The sequence below is a fragment of the Comamonas sp. DB36 genome (assembly GCF_057914905.1).
This window is the reverse complement of sequence record NZ_CP196631.1, coordinates 2,084,579-2,104,872: the sequence shown is the minus strand read 5'-3', so window position 1 is coordinate 2,104,872 and position 20,294 is coordinate 2,084,579. Positions and strand designations below refer to the sequence as shown.

Below are 20,294 nucleotides of genomic sequence, written 5' to 3'. Positions count from 1 at the left end.
CGCCAGCATCGCAGGGATGGCGCTGAATGACCGCCTCCGAGGCGACAGCGGCCGCAGAAAAAATCCGAGGTGACATGAACGCGCACGCGCTGCGCATAGAATCAGCCGCTGCTGGAGCGCGCCCGGCCGAGGTGCGCCGCGTTACGCCTACCCATCTGAATCAAAAAGAGACGCCCGATGACAAATGATGAAATCCTGGCCCAGTACGGCCCCCGCGAGGCCATGGAATACGACGTGGTCGTGGTCGGCGGCGGCCCAGGCGGCCTGTCCACCGCGATTCGCCTGAAGCAGCTGGCCGCCGAAAAAGGCCAGGAACTGTCGGTCGTGGTGCTCGAAAAAGGCTCGGAACCCGGTGCCCACATCCTGTCCGGCGCGATCATGGACCCCAAGGCGCTGACCGAGCTGATTCCCAACTGGAAGGAACTCGGCGCGCCGCTGAACCAGCCCGTGACCGACGACGCCATGGTGTTCCTGGGCGAGAAGTCGTCGCTGCGCACGCCCAACTTCCTGCTGCCGGCCTGCTTCCAGAACCACGGCAACTACATCGTGAGCCTGGGCAACGTCGTGCGCTGGCTGGCCGAGCAGGCCGAAGGCCTGGGCGTGGAAATCTTCCCCGGCTTTCCCGCGGCCGAAGTGCTCTACAACGAGGACGGCTCGGTCAAAGGCGTGGCCACGGGCAACATGGGCGTGGGCAAGGATGGCGAACCCACGGGCGACTTCCAGCTGGGCATGGAACTGCACGGCAAGTACACGATCTTCGCCGAAGGCGCGCGCGGCCATCTGGGCCGCCAGCTGATCGCGCGCTACAAGCTCGACGAAGGGCGCGATCCGCAGACCTACGGCCTGGGCGTCAAGGAGCTCTGGGAAATCGACCCGGCGCGCCACCAGCCGGGCTTCGTGCTGCACACCGCAGGCTGGCCCATGAAGGCCGACACCTACGGCGGCGCCTTCCTGTATCACATGGAAGACAACAAGGTCACGCTGGGCTTCATCACGGGCCTCGACTACTCGAATCCGTATCTGAGCCCGTTCGAGGAAATGCAGCGCTGGAAGACCCATCCCAACATCCGCTACTACCTCGAAGGCGACGAAGCCAAGGGCATCAAGCCCGCCAAGCGCATAGGCTACGGCGCGCGCGCGATCACCGCCGGCGGCCTGCTGTCGCTGCCCAAGTTCGTGTTCCCCGGCGGCGCGCTGGTCGGCTGCGACGCGGGCTTTCTCAACGTCAGCCGCATCAAGGGCAGCCACGCCGCGATCAAGACCGGCATGCTGGCCGCCGAAGCCGCGTTCGAGGCCATCCAGGCCGGCCGCCAGGGCGACGAACTGAACAGCTACATCACGGCGTTCGAGAACAGCTGGCTCTACACCGAACTCAACAAGAGCCGCAACTTCAAGGCCTGGTTCAAGAAGGGTCTGACCACCGCGACCCTGATGAACGGCCTGGAGCAATTCGTGCTCAAGGGCAACATCCCCTGGACGCTGCACCGCGACAAGCCCGACCACGCCTACCTCAAGCCCGCGGCCGAGTGCCAGCCCATCGTCTATCCCAAGCCCGATGGCAAGCTGACCTTCGACCGCCTGTCGAGCGTGTTCATCAGCAACACCAACCACGCCGAGAACCAGCCGGCCCACCTGACGCTCAAGGACGCGAGCGTGCCCGTGGACATCAACCTCGCGCGCTATGCAGGCCCCGAGAGCCGCTACTGCCCGGCCGGCGTCTACGAATTCGTGCCCGACGAAAGCAAGGGCGGCGACAGCCAGCGCCTGCAGATCAACGCACAGAACTGCGTGCACTGCAAGACCTGCGACATCAAGGACCCGACGCAGAACATCGTCTGGGTCACGCCCGAAGGCGGTGGCGGCCCGAACTATTCGGGCATGTAAACGAAGGGCCTGCACTGCAGGCCTTTTTTCATCGCAGGCCGCGCGCGTCCCGTGGAAACCTCGGGGGTCGGACTCGTTCGCAAGCGGCCTGGGCTGCAGTAGACTTCGAATCGAGGCTTCGTTCGGAGCACAACATTCATTCAGCGGTGGAGATACAAATGAAATTCCTGTCCTTGGCGCCACTGGGCGCGGTGGCCCTGGCCCTGGCATCGATGACTTCGGTGCATGCCCAGCAGAAATCGGTGGCCGTGACCGCCATCGTCGAACACCCCGCGCTCGACGCGGTGCGCGACGGCGTGCAGGCCGCGCTCAAGGATGCGGGCTTTGAAACCGGCAAGAATCTCAAGTGGCAATACCAGAGCGCCCAGGGCAATACCGGCACGGCCGCGCAGATTGCGCGCAAGTTCATCGGTGACAAGCCCGACGCCATCGTCGCCATCGCCACGCCCTCGGCCCAGGCAGTGGTTGCCGCGACCAAGGCCGTGCCCGTGGTGTTCTCGGCCGTGACCGACCCCGTGGCCGCCAAGCTGCTGCCCAGCTGGGAGCCGAGCAAGGGCAACGTGACCGGCGTGTCCGATCTGCTCGCGCTCGACAAGCAGATGCAGCTGGTCAAGCAGGTCGTGCCCAACGCCAAGCGCGTGGGCATCGTCTACAACCCGGGCGAAGCGAACTCCATGGTCGTGGTCAAGGAAATGCAGAAACTCCTGCCTACCCTGGGCCTGACGCTGGTCGAAGCCGCCGCGCCGCGCTCGGTCGACGTCAGCAGCGCCGCGCGCAGCCTGGTCGGCAAGGTCGATGTGATCTATACCAACACCGACAACAACGTGGTTTCGGCCTACGAAGCTTTGGTCAAGGTCGGGCAGGATGCGAAAATCCCGCTGGTTGCTTCCGACACCGACTCCGTCAAGCGCGGCGCGGTTGCGGCATACGGCATCAACTACCGTGACCTGGGCGAGCAGACCGGCCGCATGGTGGCGCGCATCCTCAAGGGCGAGAAGCCCGGCGACATCAAGCCCGAGGTGAGCACCAAGATGGAGCTTTTCGTGAACCCCGGTGCCGCCGAGAAGCAAGGCGTGAAGCTGTCGGATGCGCTGGTCAAGTCGGCCGCGCAAGTGATTCAATAAAAGACCACCCGGGTATATAGCCCGGTGGGGGCTTCCATATGGCAGGTACCGTACGATGCACGGACCTGCCATTGTTTTTACCCAGCCTGCGGGCGCAACCGCACTCCCCATGTCATTTTTCTCATTTCTTGGCGCCATCGAGATCGGCCTGATCTTCAGCCTGGTGGCGCTGGGCGTCTTCATCTCGTTTCGGCTGCTGCGCTTTCCCGACCTCACCGTGGACGGCAGCTTTCCGCTGGGCGGCGCGGTCTGCGCCATCCTGATTTCCACGGGCACCAACCCCTGGCTCGCGACGCTGGCCGCGACGGCCGCGGGCGCTGCCGCGGGCATGGTCACGGGCTGGCTCAACGTCAAGCTCAAGATCATGGACCTGCTCGCGTCCATTCTGATGATGATCGCGCTGTACTCGGTCAACCTGCGCATCATGGGCGGCCCCAATGTGCCGCTGATCAACGACGCCACGCTGTTCACCCTGCTGCAGCCCGAAGGCATGCCCGACTACGTCGCGCGCCCGCTGATCCTGGCAGTGATCGTGCTGATCGCCAAGCTCGCGATGGACTGGTTCTTCTCGACCGAACGCGGCCTGGCGATCCGCGCCACAGGCTCGAACGCGCGCATGGCGCGCGCCCAGGGCGTGAACACCGGCGGCATGATCCTGCTGGGCATGGCGGTCTCCAACGGCCTGGTGGGCCTGGGCGGCGCGCTGTTCGTGCAGACCCAGGGCGGCTCCGACATCTCGATGGGCATAGGCACCATCGTCATCGGCCTGGCGGCCGTGATCGTCGGCGAAAGCCTGCTGCCTTCGCGGCGCATCATCTATGCGACGCTGGCCGTGGTGATCGGCGCCATCGTCTACCGTTTCTTCATTGCCGCCGCGCTCAACAGCGACTTCATCGGCCTCAAGGCGCAGGACCTGAACCTGGTCACGGCCGTACTCGTGACCGTGGCCCTCGTCATCCCGCAGCTCAAGCAGAAGCTGTCCAAGCGCAAGCCGCGTTAAGTCGGTCGGAGATCCCATGCTGAGTGCAAAAGACATCGTTCTCACCTTCAACCCCGGCACGCCGATCGAAACCCGCGCGCTGCGCGGACTGTCGCTGGAGATTCCGGCCGGACAGTTCGTGACCGTGATCGGCTCCAACGGCGCGGGCAAGTCCACTTTCCTGAACGCCGTGTCGGGCGACCAGCGCGTCGACGGCGGCTCCATCGTGATCCACGGCCAGGACGTGACCGCCCTGCCCGTCTGGGCGCGCGCCGAGCGCGTGGCCCGGGTCTTCCAGGATCCGATGGCCGGCACCTGCGAAGACCTGACCATAGAGGAAAACATGGCGCTGGCCCAGCGCCGCGGCGCGTCGCGCCGGCTCACGCGCGCAGTGCGTGCCGAAATGCGCGAAGTCTTCCAGGAGCGCCTGGCCACACTGGGTCTGGGCCTCGAAAAGCGCCTGTCGGATCGCATTGGCCTGCTTTCGGGCGGCCAGCGCCAGGCCGTGAGCCTGCTGATGGCAGCGCTGCAGCCATCGCGCATCCTGCTGCTCGACGAGCACACGGCCGCGCTGGACCCGCGCACCGCCGACTTCGTGCTGCAGCTCACGGCGCGCATCGTGGCCGAGGCCAAGCTCACGACCATGATGGTCACGCACAGCATGCGCCAGGCACTTGACGTGGGCGACCGCACGGTCATGCTGCACCAGGGCCAGGTGGTGCTCGACGTCAGCGGCGAGGAACGCAAGCGCCTAGACGTGCCCGATCTGCTCAAGATGTTCGAGAAAGTCCGCGGCGAAAAGCTCGCCGACGACGCCTTGCTGCTGGGCTGAGATCCAGCCCGCAGGGCGGACCACGCGCGTCCCGCCCTGCTCCCGCGCCACAGCATTGCGGTCCACCGGCAATGCGAAATGCCGGCTTTCGCCTGTTGCAATAGCTTTTAACTATTTATATAATAAATCAATAGTTAATTTGCAAACACAATGCCAAAGAGCCCGAATAACACCGTTTTGAACCGGAAGCTCATCAACGCCGCATGCGAAGGCCGCACAGGCGAATTCAGGGGCTTGCTGGACGCTGGCGCAGACATCAACGCCCTCGTGGACAGCACTACCGCCCTGATCGCAGCCACCGTTTGCAATCAACCCGATGCGGTCAGGACACTGCTCGACCTGGGAGCCCGCGTCGATCTTCCCGACGCGCATCGCCTTACGCCGCTGTCGTATGCCGTGCTTAACCAGCGCCCCGACATCATCCAATTGCTGGTGGCGTCCGGAGCGGACCTCAACACCACATACGGCAATGGCCACAATCTGTTGACTGCGGCTGTGAAAATCCGCGACCAGCCCACGGTCGACAAGTTGATAGAACTTGGTGCGGATGTGCACCGCACCAATGCGTTGGGGCAATCCGCGCTGGCGCTCGCATCGCGTGACACGGGCATGGTGCGCAGCCTGCTAGACGCCAAGGCAGATCTCACTCATCCCGCGAATCGGGACGCCTTGGTGGTGGCCGTCGTCTACCAGCTGACCGACACCGCGCAACTGCTGCTTTCCGCGGGCGCCGATCCCAATGCCGTCGATGACAACGGCAAGGCCGTATTGACCCATGCGGCCGAGCAGGGAGATGCGCGTCTGGTACGCAGCCTGATTGCCGCGAACGCCGACCCCAACGAGGGCGCCAACCGCCAGGCGCTCGAGCCTGCACTCGTTGCGCCCGATACTGGGGTGCTGGAAGCGCTGCTGGAAGCGGGTGCGTGCCCGGATTTGGCGGAGCCTGAAGGCTGGCGTGCGCTGGTGGAAGCTTTCAGGTTGGGCATTGGGCAGGCCGCGGCGCAATGGATCCCTGAGCATTCAGCCCCGCAGGCCGACGGCTCCGAGGACCAAGCCTACAACCCCATGACGCTTGCCGTGGAAGTGGGCACGGTGGACATCATAGAAATTCTGCGCGACGCCGGATACGGCGGCGACGCCGACGACGGCAGGGGTCACACCTTGCTGATGCGGGCCTGCGAGGTACGCTCACCGGAAGTCGTCAATGCGTTGCTGGAGACGCACAATGGCTACCCCGGCGCCAACCCCAATGCCCGCGCGTACAGCGACGGCACGACCCCGCTGATGATTGCAGCCGCAGCCGGCAATTCCCGCACAATCGACGTTCTGGTGCACGCGGGGGCGAACCTGTATATCCCGGACATTGCGGGGCGAACCGCTATGGACTATGCCTGTCTATGCCTTGATCCACAGCGCAGGAGCGCAGTGCAGCACGCCCTCAACGAAGCGATCAGAGCGACTGCATGGAAAGAATGCATGGACGATATCGATGAAAGCTCGTTACAACTGATGAACGTTACCTGGGAAAGCGAAACAGCCACGGACACCGACATCAATGAATACGCCGAGCCCATGGCGCCGACGGACACTACGGGACTGACGGCGCCGCTGCATGACTCCTTCTGAGCGGCAATCCATCGGGGCCTGCGTTTCGCTGAATCGTGCTTAGGTTTTTTTGCAACGGCGCGGCCTGCGCCGGGCAAATCGCGCACAATGCCGTCTTTCCGGGCCGCGCCAGTGCGGCCTTTTGCGTTGCTGCCATGTGCACAGCGCAGCGGAGCACAGGAAACCAAGCAATGAGCGACCACGCTTCTCCCTCTTCCGCGCAGGCCGAGCCCGGCCTGCGCCGCAGCCTCAAGGCGCGTCACCTGTCGATGATTGCCATCGGCGGCTCCATCGGCACCGGCCTGTTCGTGGCCTCGGGCGCGACCATTTCCCAGGCCGGCCCGGGCGGCGCGCTGCTCGCCTATATGGTCGTCGGCCTGATGGTCTATTTCCTCATGACCAGCCTGGGCGAAATGGCCGCCCACCTGCCGGTCTCGGGCTCGTTTGCGACCTACGGCGCGCGCTATGTGGATGAAGGCTTCGGCTTCGCGCTCGGCTGGAACTACTGGTACAACTGGGCGGTGACGATTGCGGTCGACCTGGTCGCGGCGCAGCTGGTCATGGCCTACTGGATACCGGATGTCAACGGCATGGTCTGGAGCGCGCTGTTCCTGGCGCTGATGTTCGGCCTCAACGCGATTTCGGTCAAAGGCTTTGGCGAAGCCGAATACTGGTTTGCCGCGATCAAGGTGGTGACGGTGATCGTCTTCATCGGTCTGGGCCTGCTGATGGTGCTGGGCATCATGCAAGGCGGCGCGCCCGAAGGCATCTGGGGCAATCTGGCCAACTGGACCGTGGGCGACGCGCCGTTCGCCGGCGGCTTCGCGGCATTGATCGGCGTGGCGATGATCGTCGGCTTCTCGTTCCAGGGCACGGAGCTGATCGGCATCGCGGCCGGCGAATCCGAGGATCCGGCGCGCAACGTGCCGCGCGCGGTGCGCAAGGTGTTCTGGCGCATTCTGCTGTTCTATGTGTTCGCCATCCTGATCATCAGCCTGCTGCTGCCCTACAACGACCCGCAGCTGCTGCGCAACGATGTGAGCGACATCAGCGTGAGCCCGTTCACGCTGGTGTTCGAGCGCGCCGGCCTGCTGTCTGCCGCGGCCGTGATGAATGCCGTGGTGCTGACCTCGGTGCTGTCGGCCGGCAACTCGGGCATGTATGCCTCCACGCGCATGCTCTACACGCTGGCCTGCCAGCGCATGGCGCCGCGCATCTTCGCGCGCGTCAACCGCAACGGCGTGCCCTTGATGGCGCTGCTGGCCACGACGGCGATTGCCGCGCTGTGCTTTCTGACCAACATCTTCAGCCCCCAGGCGGTCTACATCTGGCTGCTGAACCTGTCGGGCATGACCGGCTTCATTGCCTGGCTGGGAATCGCCATCAGCCACTACCGCTTTCGCAAGGGCTACGAAGCCCAGGGCCTGAGCCTGGCGGCCCTGCCCTACCGCGCGGCCGCATTCCCGTTCGGGCCGATCTTCGCTTTCGTGCTGTGCCTGATCATCACGCTGGGCCAGAACTACCAGGCTTTCATCCAGGACCGCATCGACTGGGGCGGCGTGGTCGCGACCTATATCGGCCTGCCGCTGTTCCTGCTGATCTGGTGGGGCTATCGGCTGGTCAAGGGCTCGCGCATCGTTCCCTACAGCGAAATGCGGGTCAAGGCCGAACCGTACTGAGCTCACAAAGGCAGGCGCAGATACCGGTAGGCGTTCTTCCAGAAGAACGGCTCGCGAAAGCCCGCATACGCGGGCTTTTCCATGAGTGCCAGCCATTGTTCGAGATACTGCCGCGTGCGCGTGACCACTTCGGGCATATGCCAGTCCGAGCCATAGGCCATCTTGTCGAGCAGCTCGAACGGCTGCTGCGCCGCGCGCGCGCGCTGCAGGTTGGACTCCAGGCGCGCGGGATCGTCATCCGCCAGCAACTCGGTCAGGTAGCCGACTTCGCAATAGACATTCGGATAGCGCGTGCACAGCTCGCTCACGATGCGCGCAAAATTGTCTGCATGCTGCCAGGCCTCGTCCGAAACCGCGAACCAGCCCGCTGAATGCAGCGCGCCGTTGCGCAGGTTGCCGCCGCCCGCATGGCCCAGGCACAGCCGCAGTTTCTGCCAGCGCGGCTGCTCCAGCAGCGCCTGCCAGTGGCGTGGATGGGCGTTGGCGCCCAGCCGCAGCCGCGTCTGGAAGCCCACGGGCGTGCAGTGCGCGAACACCGGCAGATCGCGCGCAATGCAGAAGTCGAAGAACGCATCGACGCGCGCCTGGATCGGCGCGTCGTTGCCCGTGGGCTTGAAGCCCATGGCCGGATAGAACTTGAAGCCCGCAAAACCCTTGCCCAGCGAATGCAGCGCGCGCGCATGCCAATCTTCGCGCCGCGGATCGAATGCGGCGAAACCGAAGACGCGCGCCGGGTGCGCGCGCTGCAGCGCCTGCATGCGGTCTTCCTGCACGGGCTGCAGCGGATAGAACGGCGCCTCCTGTCCGGGATAGGCCATCTGCATGTCGATCAGGTAGTGCGCGGCCTGCAGCGGCGGCAGGCCCGCGCCATAGCTCGCAAAGAGCTTCTGCAGCAGCTGCTCTTCCGAATGCAGCAGGGTCAGGAAGAAAGCGGGATAGTTGACGACTTCACCCCAGGCCATGGGGTCCATGAGCCGCGTCACGACCCACAGCGCCTTGCGCACCACGCGCTCGGCCCATTGCAGGAAGTCCGAGAAGCGGGCGTTCATTTCGGGGATCTGCTGCACTGCGACCTCCTCGGCTTCGGGCGCACGCGGCCCGGGCCAGCCTTCGGCCGCGTAATCGATCTGGTCCAGCGTCAGCAGGATGTCCATGAATTGCGAGGCACGCAGGCGATCGAACACCGGCGCCTCGAGCGACTGCTCGAGCTGCGGCAGCACGCCCTGCTCCACGGCGGCGAGCGAGCCCGTGCCCAGCAGCAACTCGTACTCGACCATGCGCCAGATATGCTCCAGGCACTCGATTTCCAGCGTGTCGTCGGTGGCCTGCGAAAACACGGCTTCGACGGGAACGACCGCATACGCCGAGCCCGTCAGGGCCTGCAGCAGGCGCGCGACCTGGCGCGCGAGCGGGCTCGCGTCGCGGCCCATCGCATGGGCGATGACGCTGGCCAGCGGCAGGTAGCGCGCGTTGAACAGATGGGTGTGCAAATCAAAGATGCGTGCGGGCAGCGGCATGACTTCCTCCCTGATCTGCTGTCATTACACCGAAAAAAAGGCCCCTGCAGCCAATGCAGGAGCCCTTGATCCGGGTATTGCAGCCTGCGAACCTCAACGCGGCTGGCGCAGCAGATGTTTCTGGATCTTGCCGCTGGTGGTCTTGGGCAGCGACTCGACAAAGTGATAGCGGCGCGGGCGCTTGTAGGCCGCAAGGCGGTCGCCATGCACCAGGAAAGCGTCTAGGCCGGCCGCGTCGGCGGCAGCGGCGGCGGCCTTGCGCACCACATGCGCCACGACCACCTGGCCCCAGCGTTCATCGGCCTCGCCGACCACGGCCACTTCGAGCACGCCCGGGTGCTCGACCAGCGCATCCTCGACTTCGCGCGGATAGACGTTCTCGGCGCCCGAATTGATCATGTAGTCCATGCGGTCGCGAATCCACAGATAGCCGTCCGCGTCCAGATGACCCATGTCGCCCGTGTGGTACCAGCCATGGGCCAGGGCGCGCGCGTTGGCGTCGGGCCGGTGCAGATAGCCGGCCATCATGCAGGGCCCGCGCACCAGGATCTCGCCGACTTCGCCGACGGCGCAGCGCAGGGCGGGATCGGTGGGGCTGCCGTCGGCGGGAATGCGCGCCACGACCAGGTCATGGCTCAGCGCCGGCAGGCCGGCCGAGCCCGCGTGCGACAGCTGCTCGTGCGGGTAGAGCACCGACATGCAAGGCCCCATCTCGGTCGTGCCGAACACCTGCACCAGGCCCGAACCTACCTGGCGCGTCCATTCGCGTATCAGGTGCGGCGCCATCGACGCGCCGCCGTATTCCACCAGGCGCAGGCTTTGCGTGTCGCGCGCGGCCAGCGTGGGCTCGTGCAGCAGCATGGAGACCATGGTCGGCGCGGCGAAGAAGAACGTGACTCTTTCGGCCTCGACCAGGCGCCAGGCTTCGGCGGCGTCGAAGCGCCGCTGCAGCACCAGCGTCGCGCCCACCTGCAGCCGCGGCAGGAAGCTGGTGTGCAGCTCGGCCGTATGGTTGAGCGGAGCGACCGACAAACCCACATCCTCGCGGCGCAGCTGCATCACCTGGTGCATCAGCGCGTTGTGCGCGAGCTTGCTGCGGTGGCTGTGCAGCACGCCCTTGGGCCGGCCCGTGGTGCCGCTGGTGTACATCAGGATGCAGGGGTCGGTCTCGTCGACGCTCACCTGCGGCGCGTCGCTCGCGTGCCCCGCAGCCAGCGCGCTCAGGCGCGTGCCCGCGCCTTCGGGCGTGGCGTCGGCCGCACCTTCATCGGCATAGATCCAGTGCGCCGGACGCGCGCTGTCGTCGCCCAGCAGGGCCTGGGTGCGCGTCACGACCTCGGCGACTTCGCGCTCGAAGACCAGCGCACGCGCGTTGCCGTCCTGCAGGATGAAGGCCAGCTCCTGCGGCGCAAGCCGGTAGTTGATCGGATTGAACACCGCGCCTATGCGCGCCGCGGCCAGCAGCGTGAACACAAAGGCCGGCGTGTTGTAGAGAAAGGCTGCGACCACATCGCCGCGCGCGATGCCCAGCGCCAGCAGGCCATGGGCATGGCGGTTGACTTCGGCGTCGAGCTGCGCATAGGTCCAGGCGCGGCGCTCGCCGCCCTCCCAGGCGACCAGCGCCTCCTTGTGGGGCAGGTAGCGCGCGGGCCAGGACAGGGTATCGCCCAGGGTGAGTTGCATTGAAAATCTCCGGGAATTCACGAATCTTGCGGGCCAGTGTAGGCTTGGGCTTATCGCCAATGGAAATTTGCATATGGCGCTGCGGCCTGGCCCAGCGCCTGCCTGACCGGAGAACGCCATGACCACCGTGACCAGCCCTCCCACGCCCCATTTCCCCCAGGCCGCTGCCGGCGAACTGCTGCCCACGCCGCTGCATTCGCTGCACCTCGAACTTGGTGCGCGCATGGTCGATTTCGCGGGCTACCACCTGCCCGTGCATTTTCCCCAGGGCCTGATCGCCGAGCACCAGCACACGCGCGCGGCCGCCAGCCTGTTCGATGTCTCGCACATGGGCCAGCTGCGCCTGGTCGGCGCCGACACCGCGGCCGCACTGGAAAGCGTGATGCCCATGGACCTGCTGGACCTGGCGCTGCACCGCCAGCGTTACGGCCTGCTGCTCAATGACCAGGCCGGCGTGCTCGACGACTTGATGCTGATCCAGCGCGGCAACGATTTCCTGCTGGTCGTCAACGGCGCCTGCAAGCACGCCGACCTCGCCCACCTGCAGGCGCATATCGGCGCGCGCTGCGAGATCACGCCGCTGAGCGAACAGGCGCTGCTCGCGCTGCAGGGGCCGCTGGCGGTGGATGCGCTGCAGCGGCTGGTGCCCGGCGTCGAGCAGCTGCTGTTCATGGACGGCGCGGCCTTTGTCTGGGAAGGCAGCGAGCTGTACATCACGCGCAGCGGCTATACGGGCGAGGACGGCTTTGAGGTTTCGCTGCCCGGGCCCATGGCCGAAGCCTTTGCCCGCGCGCTGCTGCACCACCCGGAAGTCGCTGCCGCGGGCCTGGGCGCGCGCAATTCGCTGCGCCTGGAAGCCGGGCTGTGCCTTTATGGCAATGAACTCGACACCACGACCACGCCCGCCGAGGCCGGCCTGCTGTGGGCGGTGCAGAAAGTGCGGCGCACCGGCGGGGCGCGCGCCGGCGGCTTTCCCGGCGCCGAGCGCCTGCTGGCGCAGATTGCCGAGCCCGCGCTGCGCCCGCGCCAGCGCGTGGGACTGCGCGCGCTCGAGCGCGTTCCGGTGCGCGAGCCCGCGGCCCTGCTCGATGCCGGCGGCCGGCAGGTGGGCCAGGTCACAAGCGGCCTGCTGTCGCCCACGCTCAACCAGCCCATTGCCCAGGCCTATGTGGAATCCGCCAGTGCCGCGCCCGGCACAAGGCTGGAGGCGCTGGTGCGCGGCAAGCCCGTGCCCATGGAAGTCACGGCCATGCCATTTGTTCCCAGCCGCTATTACCGCGGATGAAGTCCGTCATCTGACGCCCGGGTGGCCGCCGACGGGATACAGTGCGAACTACGGCCTTGCGCTTTTCTTTTTTGTTTTTCCTGGAGTTCTCATGAGCGTTCAATTTTCCAAAGACCACGAGTGGATCAACGCCGCCGACCCGGCCGCTGCCGTGGTGGGCATCACCGTGCACGCGCAGGACGCGCTGGGCGACGTGGTGTTCGTCGACCTGCCCGAAGTGGGCAAGACCTTCGCCCAGGGTGATGTCGCCGGCGTGGTCGAGTCCGTCAAGGCCGCGGCCGACATCTACATGCCGGTGAGCGGCGAGATCGTCGAAGTCAACGAGGCGCTGCGCGACGACCCTTCGCTGGCCAATTCCGACCCGCTGGCCGGCGGCTGGTTCTTCAAGATCAAGCTCAGCGACCCCGCGCAGCTGGACGGCCTGCTCGACGAAGCCGCCTACACGGCTTTCGCGCAGAGCGCGTAAACGCGGGAACTGCGCCGCGCGACCGGGCTTTCGTGGCCCGGCAATCCCATTGCTTCAGCCTTTTCCACAGGTCCTGCCATGACGATGCCCCATGTTCCCGCGCTGCATTCCCTCGAAAACCCCGACGAATTCATTGCCCGCCATATTGGCCCCGGCGAGGCCGACGAAGCGCTGATGCTGTCGGTGGTCGGCGCCGCCTCGCGCGCCGCGCTGATCGCCGAAATCGTTCCGCCCGGCATCGCGCGGCACACCCCCATGCAGCTGCCGCCGGCCGTGGGCGAAGCCCAGGCGCTGGCCGAACTGCAGCAGCTGGCCGCGCGCAACCAGCAGCTCAAGAGCTTCATCGGCCAGGGCTATTACGGCACGCACACGCCGGGCGTGATCCTGCGCAACGTGCTCGAGAACCCGGCCTGGTACACCGCGTACACGCCTTACCAGGCGGAAATTTCCCAGGGGCGCATGGAAGCGCTGATCAACTTCCAGACCATGGTCTGCGACCTCACGGCCCTGCCCATAGCCAATGCATCGCTGCTCGACGAGGCCACGGCCGCGGCCGAAGCCATGACGCTGGCGCTGCGCATGACGGCATCGGCCAGCCGGCGCTTCGTCGTTTCGGCCGGCACCCACCCGCAGACGATTGAAGTCATACGTACTCGCGCGCAGCCGCTGGGCATAGAAGTGCTGGTGCCCGACTCGCCTGCGGCCTGGCAGCGCGCACTCGAAGGCGATTATTTCGCGGCGCTGACGCAGTACCCGGCAACCGACGGCCGGATCGCGTATCTGGGCGCCGACGCCACGCAGGTCCATGCGCGCCAGGCGGCGTTCATCGTCGCCACCGATCTGCTGGCGCTGACGCTGCTCACGCCGCCCGGCGAATGGGGCGCCGACATCGTGGTCGGCAGCAGCCAGCGCCTGGGCATGCCCATGGGCGCGGGCGGGCCGCACGCGGCCTTCATGGCCTGCCGCGATGCCTACAAGCGCGCCCTGCCCGGACGCATCGTGGGCGTGAGCCGCGACACCCAGGGCCAGCCCGCGTACCGGCTCGCACTGCAGACGCGCGAGCAGCACATCCGGCGCGAGAAGGCGACCAGCAATATCTGCACCGCCCAGGTGCTGCCCGCGGTCGTGGCGAGCATGTACGCGGTCTACCACGGCCCCGAAGGCCTCACGCGCATCGCGCTGCGCATCGCGCGCTACTGCGCCATCCTGGCCCAGGGTCTCAAGCAACTGGGCCGCACAGTGGCCGAGCACGGCAGCTTCGACACCTTGCTGGTGCACTCCGGCGCGGCCACCGAGACGCTGGCACAGCGCGCCGTGGGCCTGGGCGCGAACCTGCGCCGCTATTCGCCCGAAGAGCTGTGCATAGCGCTCGACGAGACCACGACGCGCGCCGACCTCGCGCTGCTGTGGCAGATATTTGCCGCGCCCGGTCAGGCGCTGCCCGATGTCGCGGCGCTAGAAGCCGGCACGGCGCTGCGCATTCCCGCGGCGCTGCGCCGCACCAGCCGCTTTCTCACGCACCCGGTGTTCCAGCGCCACCACGCCGAAACCGCGATGCTGCGCTACATCCGCGCGCTGTCGGACAAGGACCTGGCGCTGGACCGCACGATGATTCCGCTGGGCTCATGCACCATGAAGCTCAATGCCACCAGCGAGATGATTCCCATCACCTGGCCCGCGTTCGCGCAGATCCACCCGTTCGCGCCCGCCGACCAGCTCGCGGGCTACCGGCAGCTGGACACCGAGCTGCGCGCCTGGCTCTGCGAAGCCACGGGCTATGCGGGCGTCAGCCTGCAGCCCAATGCCGGCTCGCAAGGCGAATACGCGGGCCTGCTGGCCATCCACGCCTACCACGCGGCAAACGGCCAGGGCCAGCGCGACATCTGCCTGATTCCTTCGAGCGCCCACGGCACCAACCCCGCGAGCGCGCAGATGGCCGGACTCGAAGTCGTGGTCACGGCCTGCGATGCCCAGGGGAATGTGGACCTGGCCGACCTGGCCGACAAGTGCGAGAAGTACAGCGAGCGGCTGTCGTGCGTGATGATCACCTACCCCAGCACGCACGGCGTGTTCGAGGCCCGCGTCGAGGAGCTGTGTGCGCTGGTGCACCGCCACGGCGGGCGCGTCTATGTCGACGGCGCGAACATGAATGCGCTGGTGGGCATTGCCGCGCCCGGCGCGTTCGGCGGCGACGTGAGCCATCTGAACCTGCACAAGACGTTCTGCATTCCGCATGGCGGCGGCGGCCCGGGCGTGGGCCCGGTCTGCGTGGTCGAAGACCTCGTGCCTTTCCTGCCCGGCCATGCGAGCACGGGACTGCATTCGGGCGTGGGCGCGGTCAGCGCCGCGCCGCTGGGCAATGCCGCGGTGCTGCCCATCAGCTGGATGTACATGCGCATGATGGGCGCGCAAGGCCTCAAGCATGCGAGCGAGACCGCCATCCTGAGCGCCAACTACATCAGCTGTCGCCTGCAGGAGCACTACCCCACGCTGTACGCCAGCCCCAGCATGAACGTCGGGACGCAAGGCCGGCGCGCACGCGTGGGCCACGAATGCATTCTCGATCTGCGCGGCTTCAAGGCCACCAGCGGCGTCACGGCCGAGGACGTGGCCAAGCGGCTGATCGATTACGGCCTGCATGCGCCCACGCTGTCGTTTCCCGTGCCCAACACGCTGATGGTCGAGCCCACGGAAAGCGAGCCGCTGGAGGAAATCGAGCGCTTCATCGCCGCCATGATTGCCATACGCGCGGAAATCCGGGCGATAGAATCGGGCGAAGTGTCGCGTAGCGACAACGTTCTGAAGAACGCGCCGCATACCGCCGCCGCACTGCTGGCCACCGAATGGCCGCATGCGTACAGCCGCGAACAGGCAGCCTTTGCGCAGCCCGCGCTGCGCCACGCCAAGTACTGGCCACCCGTGGCACGCATAGACAACGTGCATGGCGACCGCAACCTGCACTGCAGTTGCATACCATTGGAGTCTTACCTGAGCTGATTGTCCGCCCACTTGGCCCCAGGCTTGTGAGGCCGCGGGCGCGCGCTTAAACTCGCGGCGTCTGCGCAACCTCTGGCGTACGGCCACTGCACCACCTCACATGAGCCGTCCCGACCTGTCCTTTCTCCTGCGCAAAGACGATCCCATGGGTCTGCACGCCCTCATGGGGCCGGATGCCCAGGATATGACGCCTCTGCCGTGGACCGAGGAAGTGCTAGAGCCCATTGCCGAGGAGCCGCTGGCCGCGCTCGTCGCCGAGCTGCGCAACTACCAGCACGAGCTGGAGATCCAGAACAAGGTGCTCGACTACAGCCAGGCTGTGGCCGAAAGCGCGTCCGAGCGCTTCGAAGCGCTGTTCGCGAGCATTCCGCTGCCGCTGCTGGTGCTCGACGAGCACGACATGGTGATCCAGGCCAATGCCATGGCGCACAACGCCTTCCAGCCCACGGAGCGCGACCGCATCCTGGTGTCGTTCATGCCGCTGGTCAGCGAAAAGCACGCCGACCGCGTCTGCGAGGCTTTCATGGAAGCGCGCGAACGCGGCGGCAGCGAAGTCCACGAGGTGGTCTTCTCCATCAATTCGGAAATCAACCTCTGCGGCGACCTGCATATCGCCTGCATAGAGATTCCGCAGAAAAAAGGGCCGCCGATCGCCCAGTTCCTCTGCGCCGTCGTCGACCAGGGTCCGCTGCTGGCCGAGCGCCTGGCGCTGCAGGAGCGCAACAACCAGCTGTTCGCCAGCGAACGCCGGCTCGAGTCGGTGATCAACTCGAGTCTGGACGCCATCCTGTGCGTCGACAGCGCGCAGCGCATCACGGTGTTCAACCCCACGGCCGCGGCCTTGTTCACCTGCGCCGCCGAGGATGCGCTGGGCAGCCCGCTAGAGCGCTTCCTGCCCGATGCCGCGAGCGCGCTTGAATTCGCCGCGCTGACCACCCAGGCCGTACTCGGCGAGATGGAAGCACGCACCGCCAGCGGCAAGCAGCTGGCCGTCGAGGTGAGCCTGGCCTTCGTGCAGCACAGCGGCGGCGAAACCACCACCACGGTGTTCGCGCGCGACCTGAGCAGCCGCAAGAAAGCCGAAGCCCACCGCAGCGAGCTCGAAGCGCAGTTGCGCGAATCGCACAAGATGCAGGCCGTGGGCACCATGGCCGGCGGCATTGCCCACGACTTCAACAACATCGTCGGCGCCATCCTGGGCAATGTCGAACTTGCGCGCGCCGACTGCCCCGAGAATTCCGCGATGCTCGAAAGCCTGCTCGAAATCGAGAAGGCCGGCCGGCGCGCACGCGATCTGGTGCGCCAGATCCTGACTTTCAGCCGCAACGAGCCGCCCAAGCGCGGCGCCGTCCAGGCCGCCGAAGTGATACGCGACACCGAGCGCCTGCTGCGCGTGACGCTGCCGCCGGCGATCGCACTGCACTCGCATATCGCGCCCCAGTTGCCGCCGCTGCTCGCCGATGTGACCCAGGTCGAGCAGGCGCTGTTCAACCTGACCACCAATGCCGTGCACGCCATCGGCGACGCGCGCGGCATGGTGCAGGTCACGGCCAGCCTCACGCTGGCCGACCAGCGCCTGAGCGACCGGCTGGGCCTGCCGCTGGCCAACTACGTTGCGCTAAGCGTTCAGGACAACGGCCCGGGAATCGACGCCGCGACGCTGCAGCGCATCTTCGAGCCGTTCTTCACGACCAAGCCCGTGGGCCAGGGCACGGGCCTGGGCCTGGCCGTGGTGCATGGTGTGATGCGCACCCATGGCGGCGCGGTCGACGTCTCCAGCGTTCTCGGCGAAGGCAGCCGCTTTACGCTCTATTTCCCCGTGGCCAGCGGTTCGGCGCCGGTGATCGCCACGCCGGTCGCGCGCCGCCCGGCGCTCAACGCGCCTGCCGCGCCCGACGCGCAGCCCGGCGGCGTGCCGCGCCGGCATGTGATGTATGTCGATGACGACCAGGCGCTGGTGTTCCTGGTGCAGCGCCTGCTGCGCCGGCGCGGCTACGACGTCAGCGGCTTCACCGATCCGCGCGAGGCCATGGCCGCGCTGCAAGCTGCGCCTGCCCATTACGACCTGCTGGTCACCGACTACAACATGCCCGGCTTCTGCGGTGTGGATCTGGTGCGCGCCGCGCTGGCCACCCGCCCCGACCTGCCGGTGGCGCTGGCCTCGGGCTATGTCACGGCCGAAATCGAGGCCGAGGCATTGGCCGCGGGCGCGCGCGCGCTGATCCACAAGCCCAACGATGTCGAGGAGCTGTGCACCACCGTCGACCAGCTCATGAACCAGCCGCTGCGCGATTGACGTGATGGCGATGTGCGAAGGACTGCGCTGCATCGCGGCCGATGACGCGCTGCTGGTGCTCGATAAACCCTCGGGCCTGCTGTGCGTGCCCGGACGCGGCGAGGACAAGCAGGACTGCCTGAGCGCGCGTGCCCAGGCGCAGTGGCCGCAGGCGCTGGTCGTGCACCGGCTCGACATGTCGACCTCGGGCCTGGTGCTGATGGCGCTGTCGCCGCTGGTGCAGCGCCAGTTGAGCCTGGCGTTCGAGCAGCGCGCGGTGCACAAGCGCTATGTGGCCGTGGTCCACGGAATCCTGACTGTCCACGGCAGCGACGAATGGCAGACCATAGACGCGCCGATTGCGGCCGACTGGCCGCGCCGGCCGCTGCGCATCATAGACGTCGCGGGCAAGCCCAGCCAGACGCGCTGGCGCGTGCTGGCCCACGATCCGCCGGGCTGGCCCGGCTGCACGCGCGTGGAGCTCGAACCCATCACCGGCCGCACCCACCAGCTGCGCGTGCACCTTGCCCATCTGGGCCACCCCATCCTGGGCGATGCGCTCTACGCCGACGGCCCGATCGCAGCGGCTGCACCGCGGCTGCTGCTGCACGCCCAGCAACTCGGATTGACCCACCCGCAAACGGGCGACTGGCGCGCATTCGAGTTGTCCGCGCCGTTCTGACACCTGCGCTCGGCGCACGGATTTACCCTGAAGCGCACACACCACGCTTCGTCCCCTGGCATATACCCTATTGCAGGCTTTGCGGGCTCGCATAAGCTGGGACTCCTACACGCCATTCAAGGAGATCGCCATGCAAAAACCGTTTCGCCTGTCTGTTCTGGTCGCCTCTGCGGGTCTGGTCGCCGCGGGCCTGCTTCCTGTGGCCCATGCGCAGAACATCCGCATTGCCATGGTCATTCCGACCACGGGCGCGCTGACCCAGTACGGCGACATGGTCAAGGAAGGTGCGTCCACGGCCGTCGAAATGATCAATGCCGCGGGCGGCATCCAGGGCAAGAAGATAGAACTCGTTCCGGTGGACGACGCCTGCGAGCCCAAGCAGGGGCCGGTCGCGGCCAACCGCGTGGTCAACGCCAAGATCGGCTATGTGGTCGGGCCCGTGTGCTCGGGTGCGGCGATTGCCGCCGCGCCCATCTACAACAATGAAGGCGTGGTCGTGGTGACGCCTTCGGCGACCTCGCCCGCGCTGACCGACGGCAAGAACTTCCACTACATCTTCCGCACCATAGGCCGCGACGACCAGCAAGGCCCGTCGGCTGCCAAGTTCATCATCGAGAAGGCCAAGCCCAAGAAAGTCGCGGTGGTGCACGACAAGCAGTCGTACGGCCAGGGCATTGCGACCTCGGTGCGCGACGCGCTGAAAAAAGCCAACATCAACGTCGCGTTGTTCGAAGGCATCAACGCGGGCGACAGCGACTACTCGGCCGTGATCACCAAGCTCAAGAGCAACGGCGTCGACTTCGTCTACTACGGCGGCTACCACCCCGAAATGGGCCTGCTGCTGCGCCAGGCTGCCGAGCAAGGCCTCAAGGTGCGCATGATGGGCCCCGAAGGCGTGGGCAACCCGGAGGTCAACGCCATCGCCGGCAATGCGGTCGAAGGCATGCTCGTGACCCTGCCGGCCGACTTCGCGGCCAATCCCAAGAACGCGGCCGTGGTCAAGGCGTTCAAGGACCAGAAGCGCAACCCTTCGGGCGCGTTCCAGCTCACTTCGTACGCGGCCGTGCAGGTGCTGCTTGAAAGCATCAAGGCCGTGGGCGACAACCCCGCCAAGGTCGCCGACCATCTGCACAAGACCAACTTCGAGACCGCGCTGGGCACCGTGGGCTGGAACAAGCAGGGTGACCTCAAGGCCTTTGACTTCCAGGTCTTCGAGTGGCATAAGGACGGCAGCAAGACCGCGGCGGCCAAGTAAGGCCTTCGCCACGCATACCAAGGGCCGCGCA

15 protein-coding genes are annotated in these 20,294 nt (G+C 66.5%); 13 read left to right on the top strand and 2 right to left on the bottom strand.

The window, feature by feature from the left end:
* Positions 1–26: 26 nt before the first annotated feature.
* The 7 genes from ACSVDO_RS09740 to ACSVDO_RS09710 all read left to right on the top strand — a co-directional run bounded on the left by ACSVDO_RS09740 (position 27) and on the right by ACSVDO_RS09710 (position 8,103).
* Positions 27–188 (top strand): hypothetical protein, encoded by a 162-nt coding sequence (locus ACSVDO_RS09740; RefSeq protein WP_332534285.1) that lies wholly within the window; start codon positions 27–29, stop codon positions 186–188.
* Positions 178–1,884, top strand: a complete 1,707-nt coding sequence (locus ACSVDO_RS09735) for an electron transfer flavoprotein-ubiquinone oxidoreductase (protein WP_489596163.1) — start codon at positions 178–180, stop codon at positions 1,882–1,884. The genes ACSVDO_RS09740 and ACSVDO_RS09735 overlap by 11 nt, the downstream gene beginning before the upstream one ends.
* A 158-nt stretch (positions 1,885–2,042) precedes the next feature.
* Positions 2,043–3,008, top strand: coding sequence for an ABC transporter substrate-binding protein (locus ACSVDO_RS09730; RefSeq protein ID WP_332534283.1), 966 nt, complete (start codon positions 2,043–2,045; stop codon positions 3,006–3,008).
* A 109-nt stretch (positions 3,009–3,117) separates the two neighbouring features.
* Entirely contained in the window at positions 3,118–4,008 is an 891-nt protein-coding gene (locus ACSVDO_RS09725; protein WP_489596161.1) for an ABC transporter permease, read from the top strand.
* 16 nt (positions 4,009–4,024) lie between these two features.
* Positions 4,025–4,819 carry an ABC transporter ATP-binding protein gene (locus ACSVDO_RS09720; protein WP_489596159.1) on the top strand — a complete coding sequence of 265 codons (795 nt, stop codon included), beginning with the start codon at positions 4,025–4,027 and terminating at the stop codon, positions 4,817–4,819.
* A gap of 150 nt (positions 4,820–4,969) precedes the next feature.
* Complete coding sequence (locus ACSVDO_RS09715) at positions 4,970–6,445, top strand: ankyrin repeat domain-containing protein (RefSeq protein ID WP_489596157.1); 1,476 nt, start codon at positions 4,970–4,972, stop codon at positions 6,443–6,445.
* A gap of 170 nt (positions 6,446–6,615) precedes the next feature.
* Positions 6,616–8,103 (top strand): amino acid permease, encoded by a 1,488-nt coding sequence (locus ACSVDO_RS09710; protein WP_332548375.1) that lies wholly within the window; start codon positions 6,616–6,618, stop codon positions 8,101–8,103.
* A 2-nt stretch (positions 8,104–8,105) separates the two neighbouring features.
* Here ACSVDO_RS09710 and ACSVDO_RS09705 read toward each other — a convergent pair whose 3' ends face one another.
* Positions 8,106–9,620, bottom strand: coding sequence for an amidohydrolase family protein (locus ACSVDO_RS09705; protein WP_489596155.1), 1,515 nt, complete (start codon positions 9,618–9,620; stop codon positions 8,106–8,108).
* A gap of 93 nt (positions 9,621–9,713) precedes the next feature.
* Positions 9,714–11,303 (bottom strand): long-chain-fatty-acid--CoA ligase, encoded by a 1,590-nt coding sequence (locus ACSVDO_RS09700; protein WP_489596154.1) that lies wholly within the window; start codon positions 11,301–11,303, stop codon positions 9,714–9,716.
* Positions 11,304–11,421: 118 nt separating this feature from the next.
* Between ACSVDO_RS09700 and gcvT the strand changes: the two genes are divergently transcribed.
* From gcvT to ACSVDO_RS09670, 6 genes are all read left to right on the top strand, one after another.
* Positions 11,422–12,588 carry a glycine cleavage system aminomethyltransferase GcvT gene (gene gcvT, locus ACSVDO_RS09695; protein WP_489596152.1) on the top strand — a complete coding sequence of 389 codons (1,167 nt, stop codon included), beginning with the start codon at positions 11,422–11,424 and terminating at the stop codon, positions 12,586–12,588.
* Between the two features lie 91 nt (positions 12,589–12,679).
* Positions 12,680–13,054 (top strand): glycine cleavage system protein GcvH, encoded by a 375-nt coding sequence (gene gcvH / locus ACSVDO_RS09690; RefSeq protein WP_332548377.1) that lies wholly within the window; start codon positions 12,680–12,682, stop codon positions 13,052–13,054.
* 78 nt (positions 13,055–13,132) lie between these two features.
* Positions 13,133–16,051, top strand: coding sequence for an aminomethyl-transferring glycine dehydrogenase (gene gcvP, locus ACSVDO_RS09685; protein WP_489596150.1), 2,919 nt, complete (start codon positions 13,133–13,135; stop codon positions 16,049–16,051).
* 100 nt (positions 16,052–16,151) lie between these two features.
* Complete coding sequence (locus ACSVDO_RS09680) at positions 16,152–18,347, top strand: PAS domain-containing hybrid sensor histidine kinase/response regulator (protein ID WP_489596148.1); 2,196 nt, start codon at positions 16,152–16,154, stop codon at positions 18,345–18,347.
* A gap of 4 nt (positions 18,348–18,351) precedes the next feature.
* Positions 18,352–19,008 (top strand): RluA family pseudouridine synthase, encoded by a 657-nt coding sequence (locus ACSVDO_RS09675; RefSeq protein ID WP_489596147.1) that lies wholly within the window; start codon positions 18,352–18,354, stop codon positions 19,006–19,008.
* Positions 19,009–19,138: 130 nt separating this feature from the next.
* The gene (locus ACSVDO_RS09670) at positions 19,139–20,263 is read left to right on the top strand and encodes a branched-chain amino acid ABC transporter substrate-binding protein (RefSeq protein WP_489596145.1); all 1,125 of its coding nucleotides are present in this window, start codon (positions 19,139–19,141) and stop codon (positions 20,261–20,263) included.
* Positions 20,264–20,294: the final 31 nt, after the last annotated feature.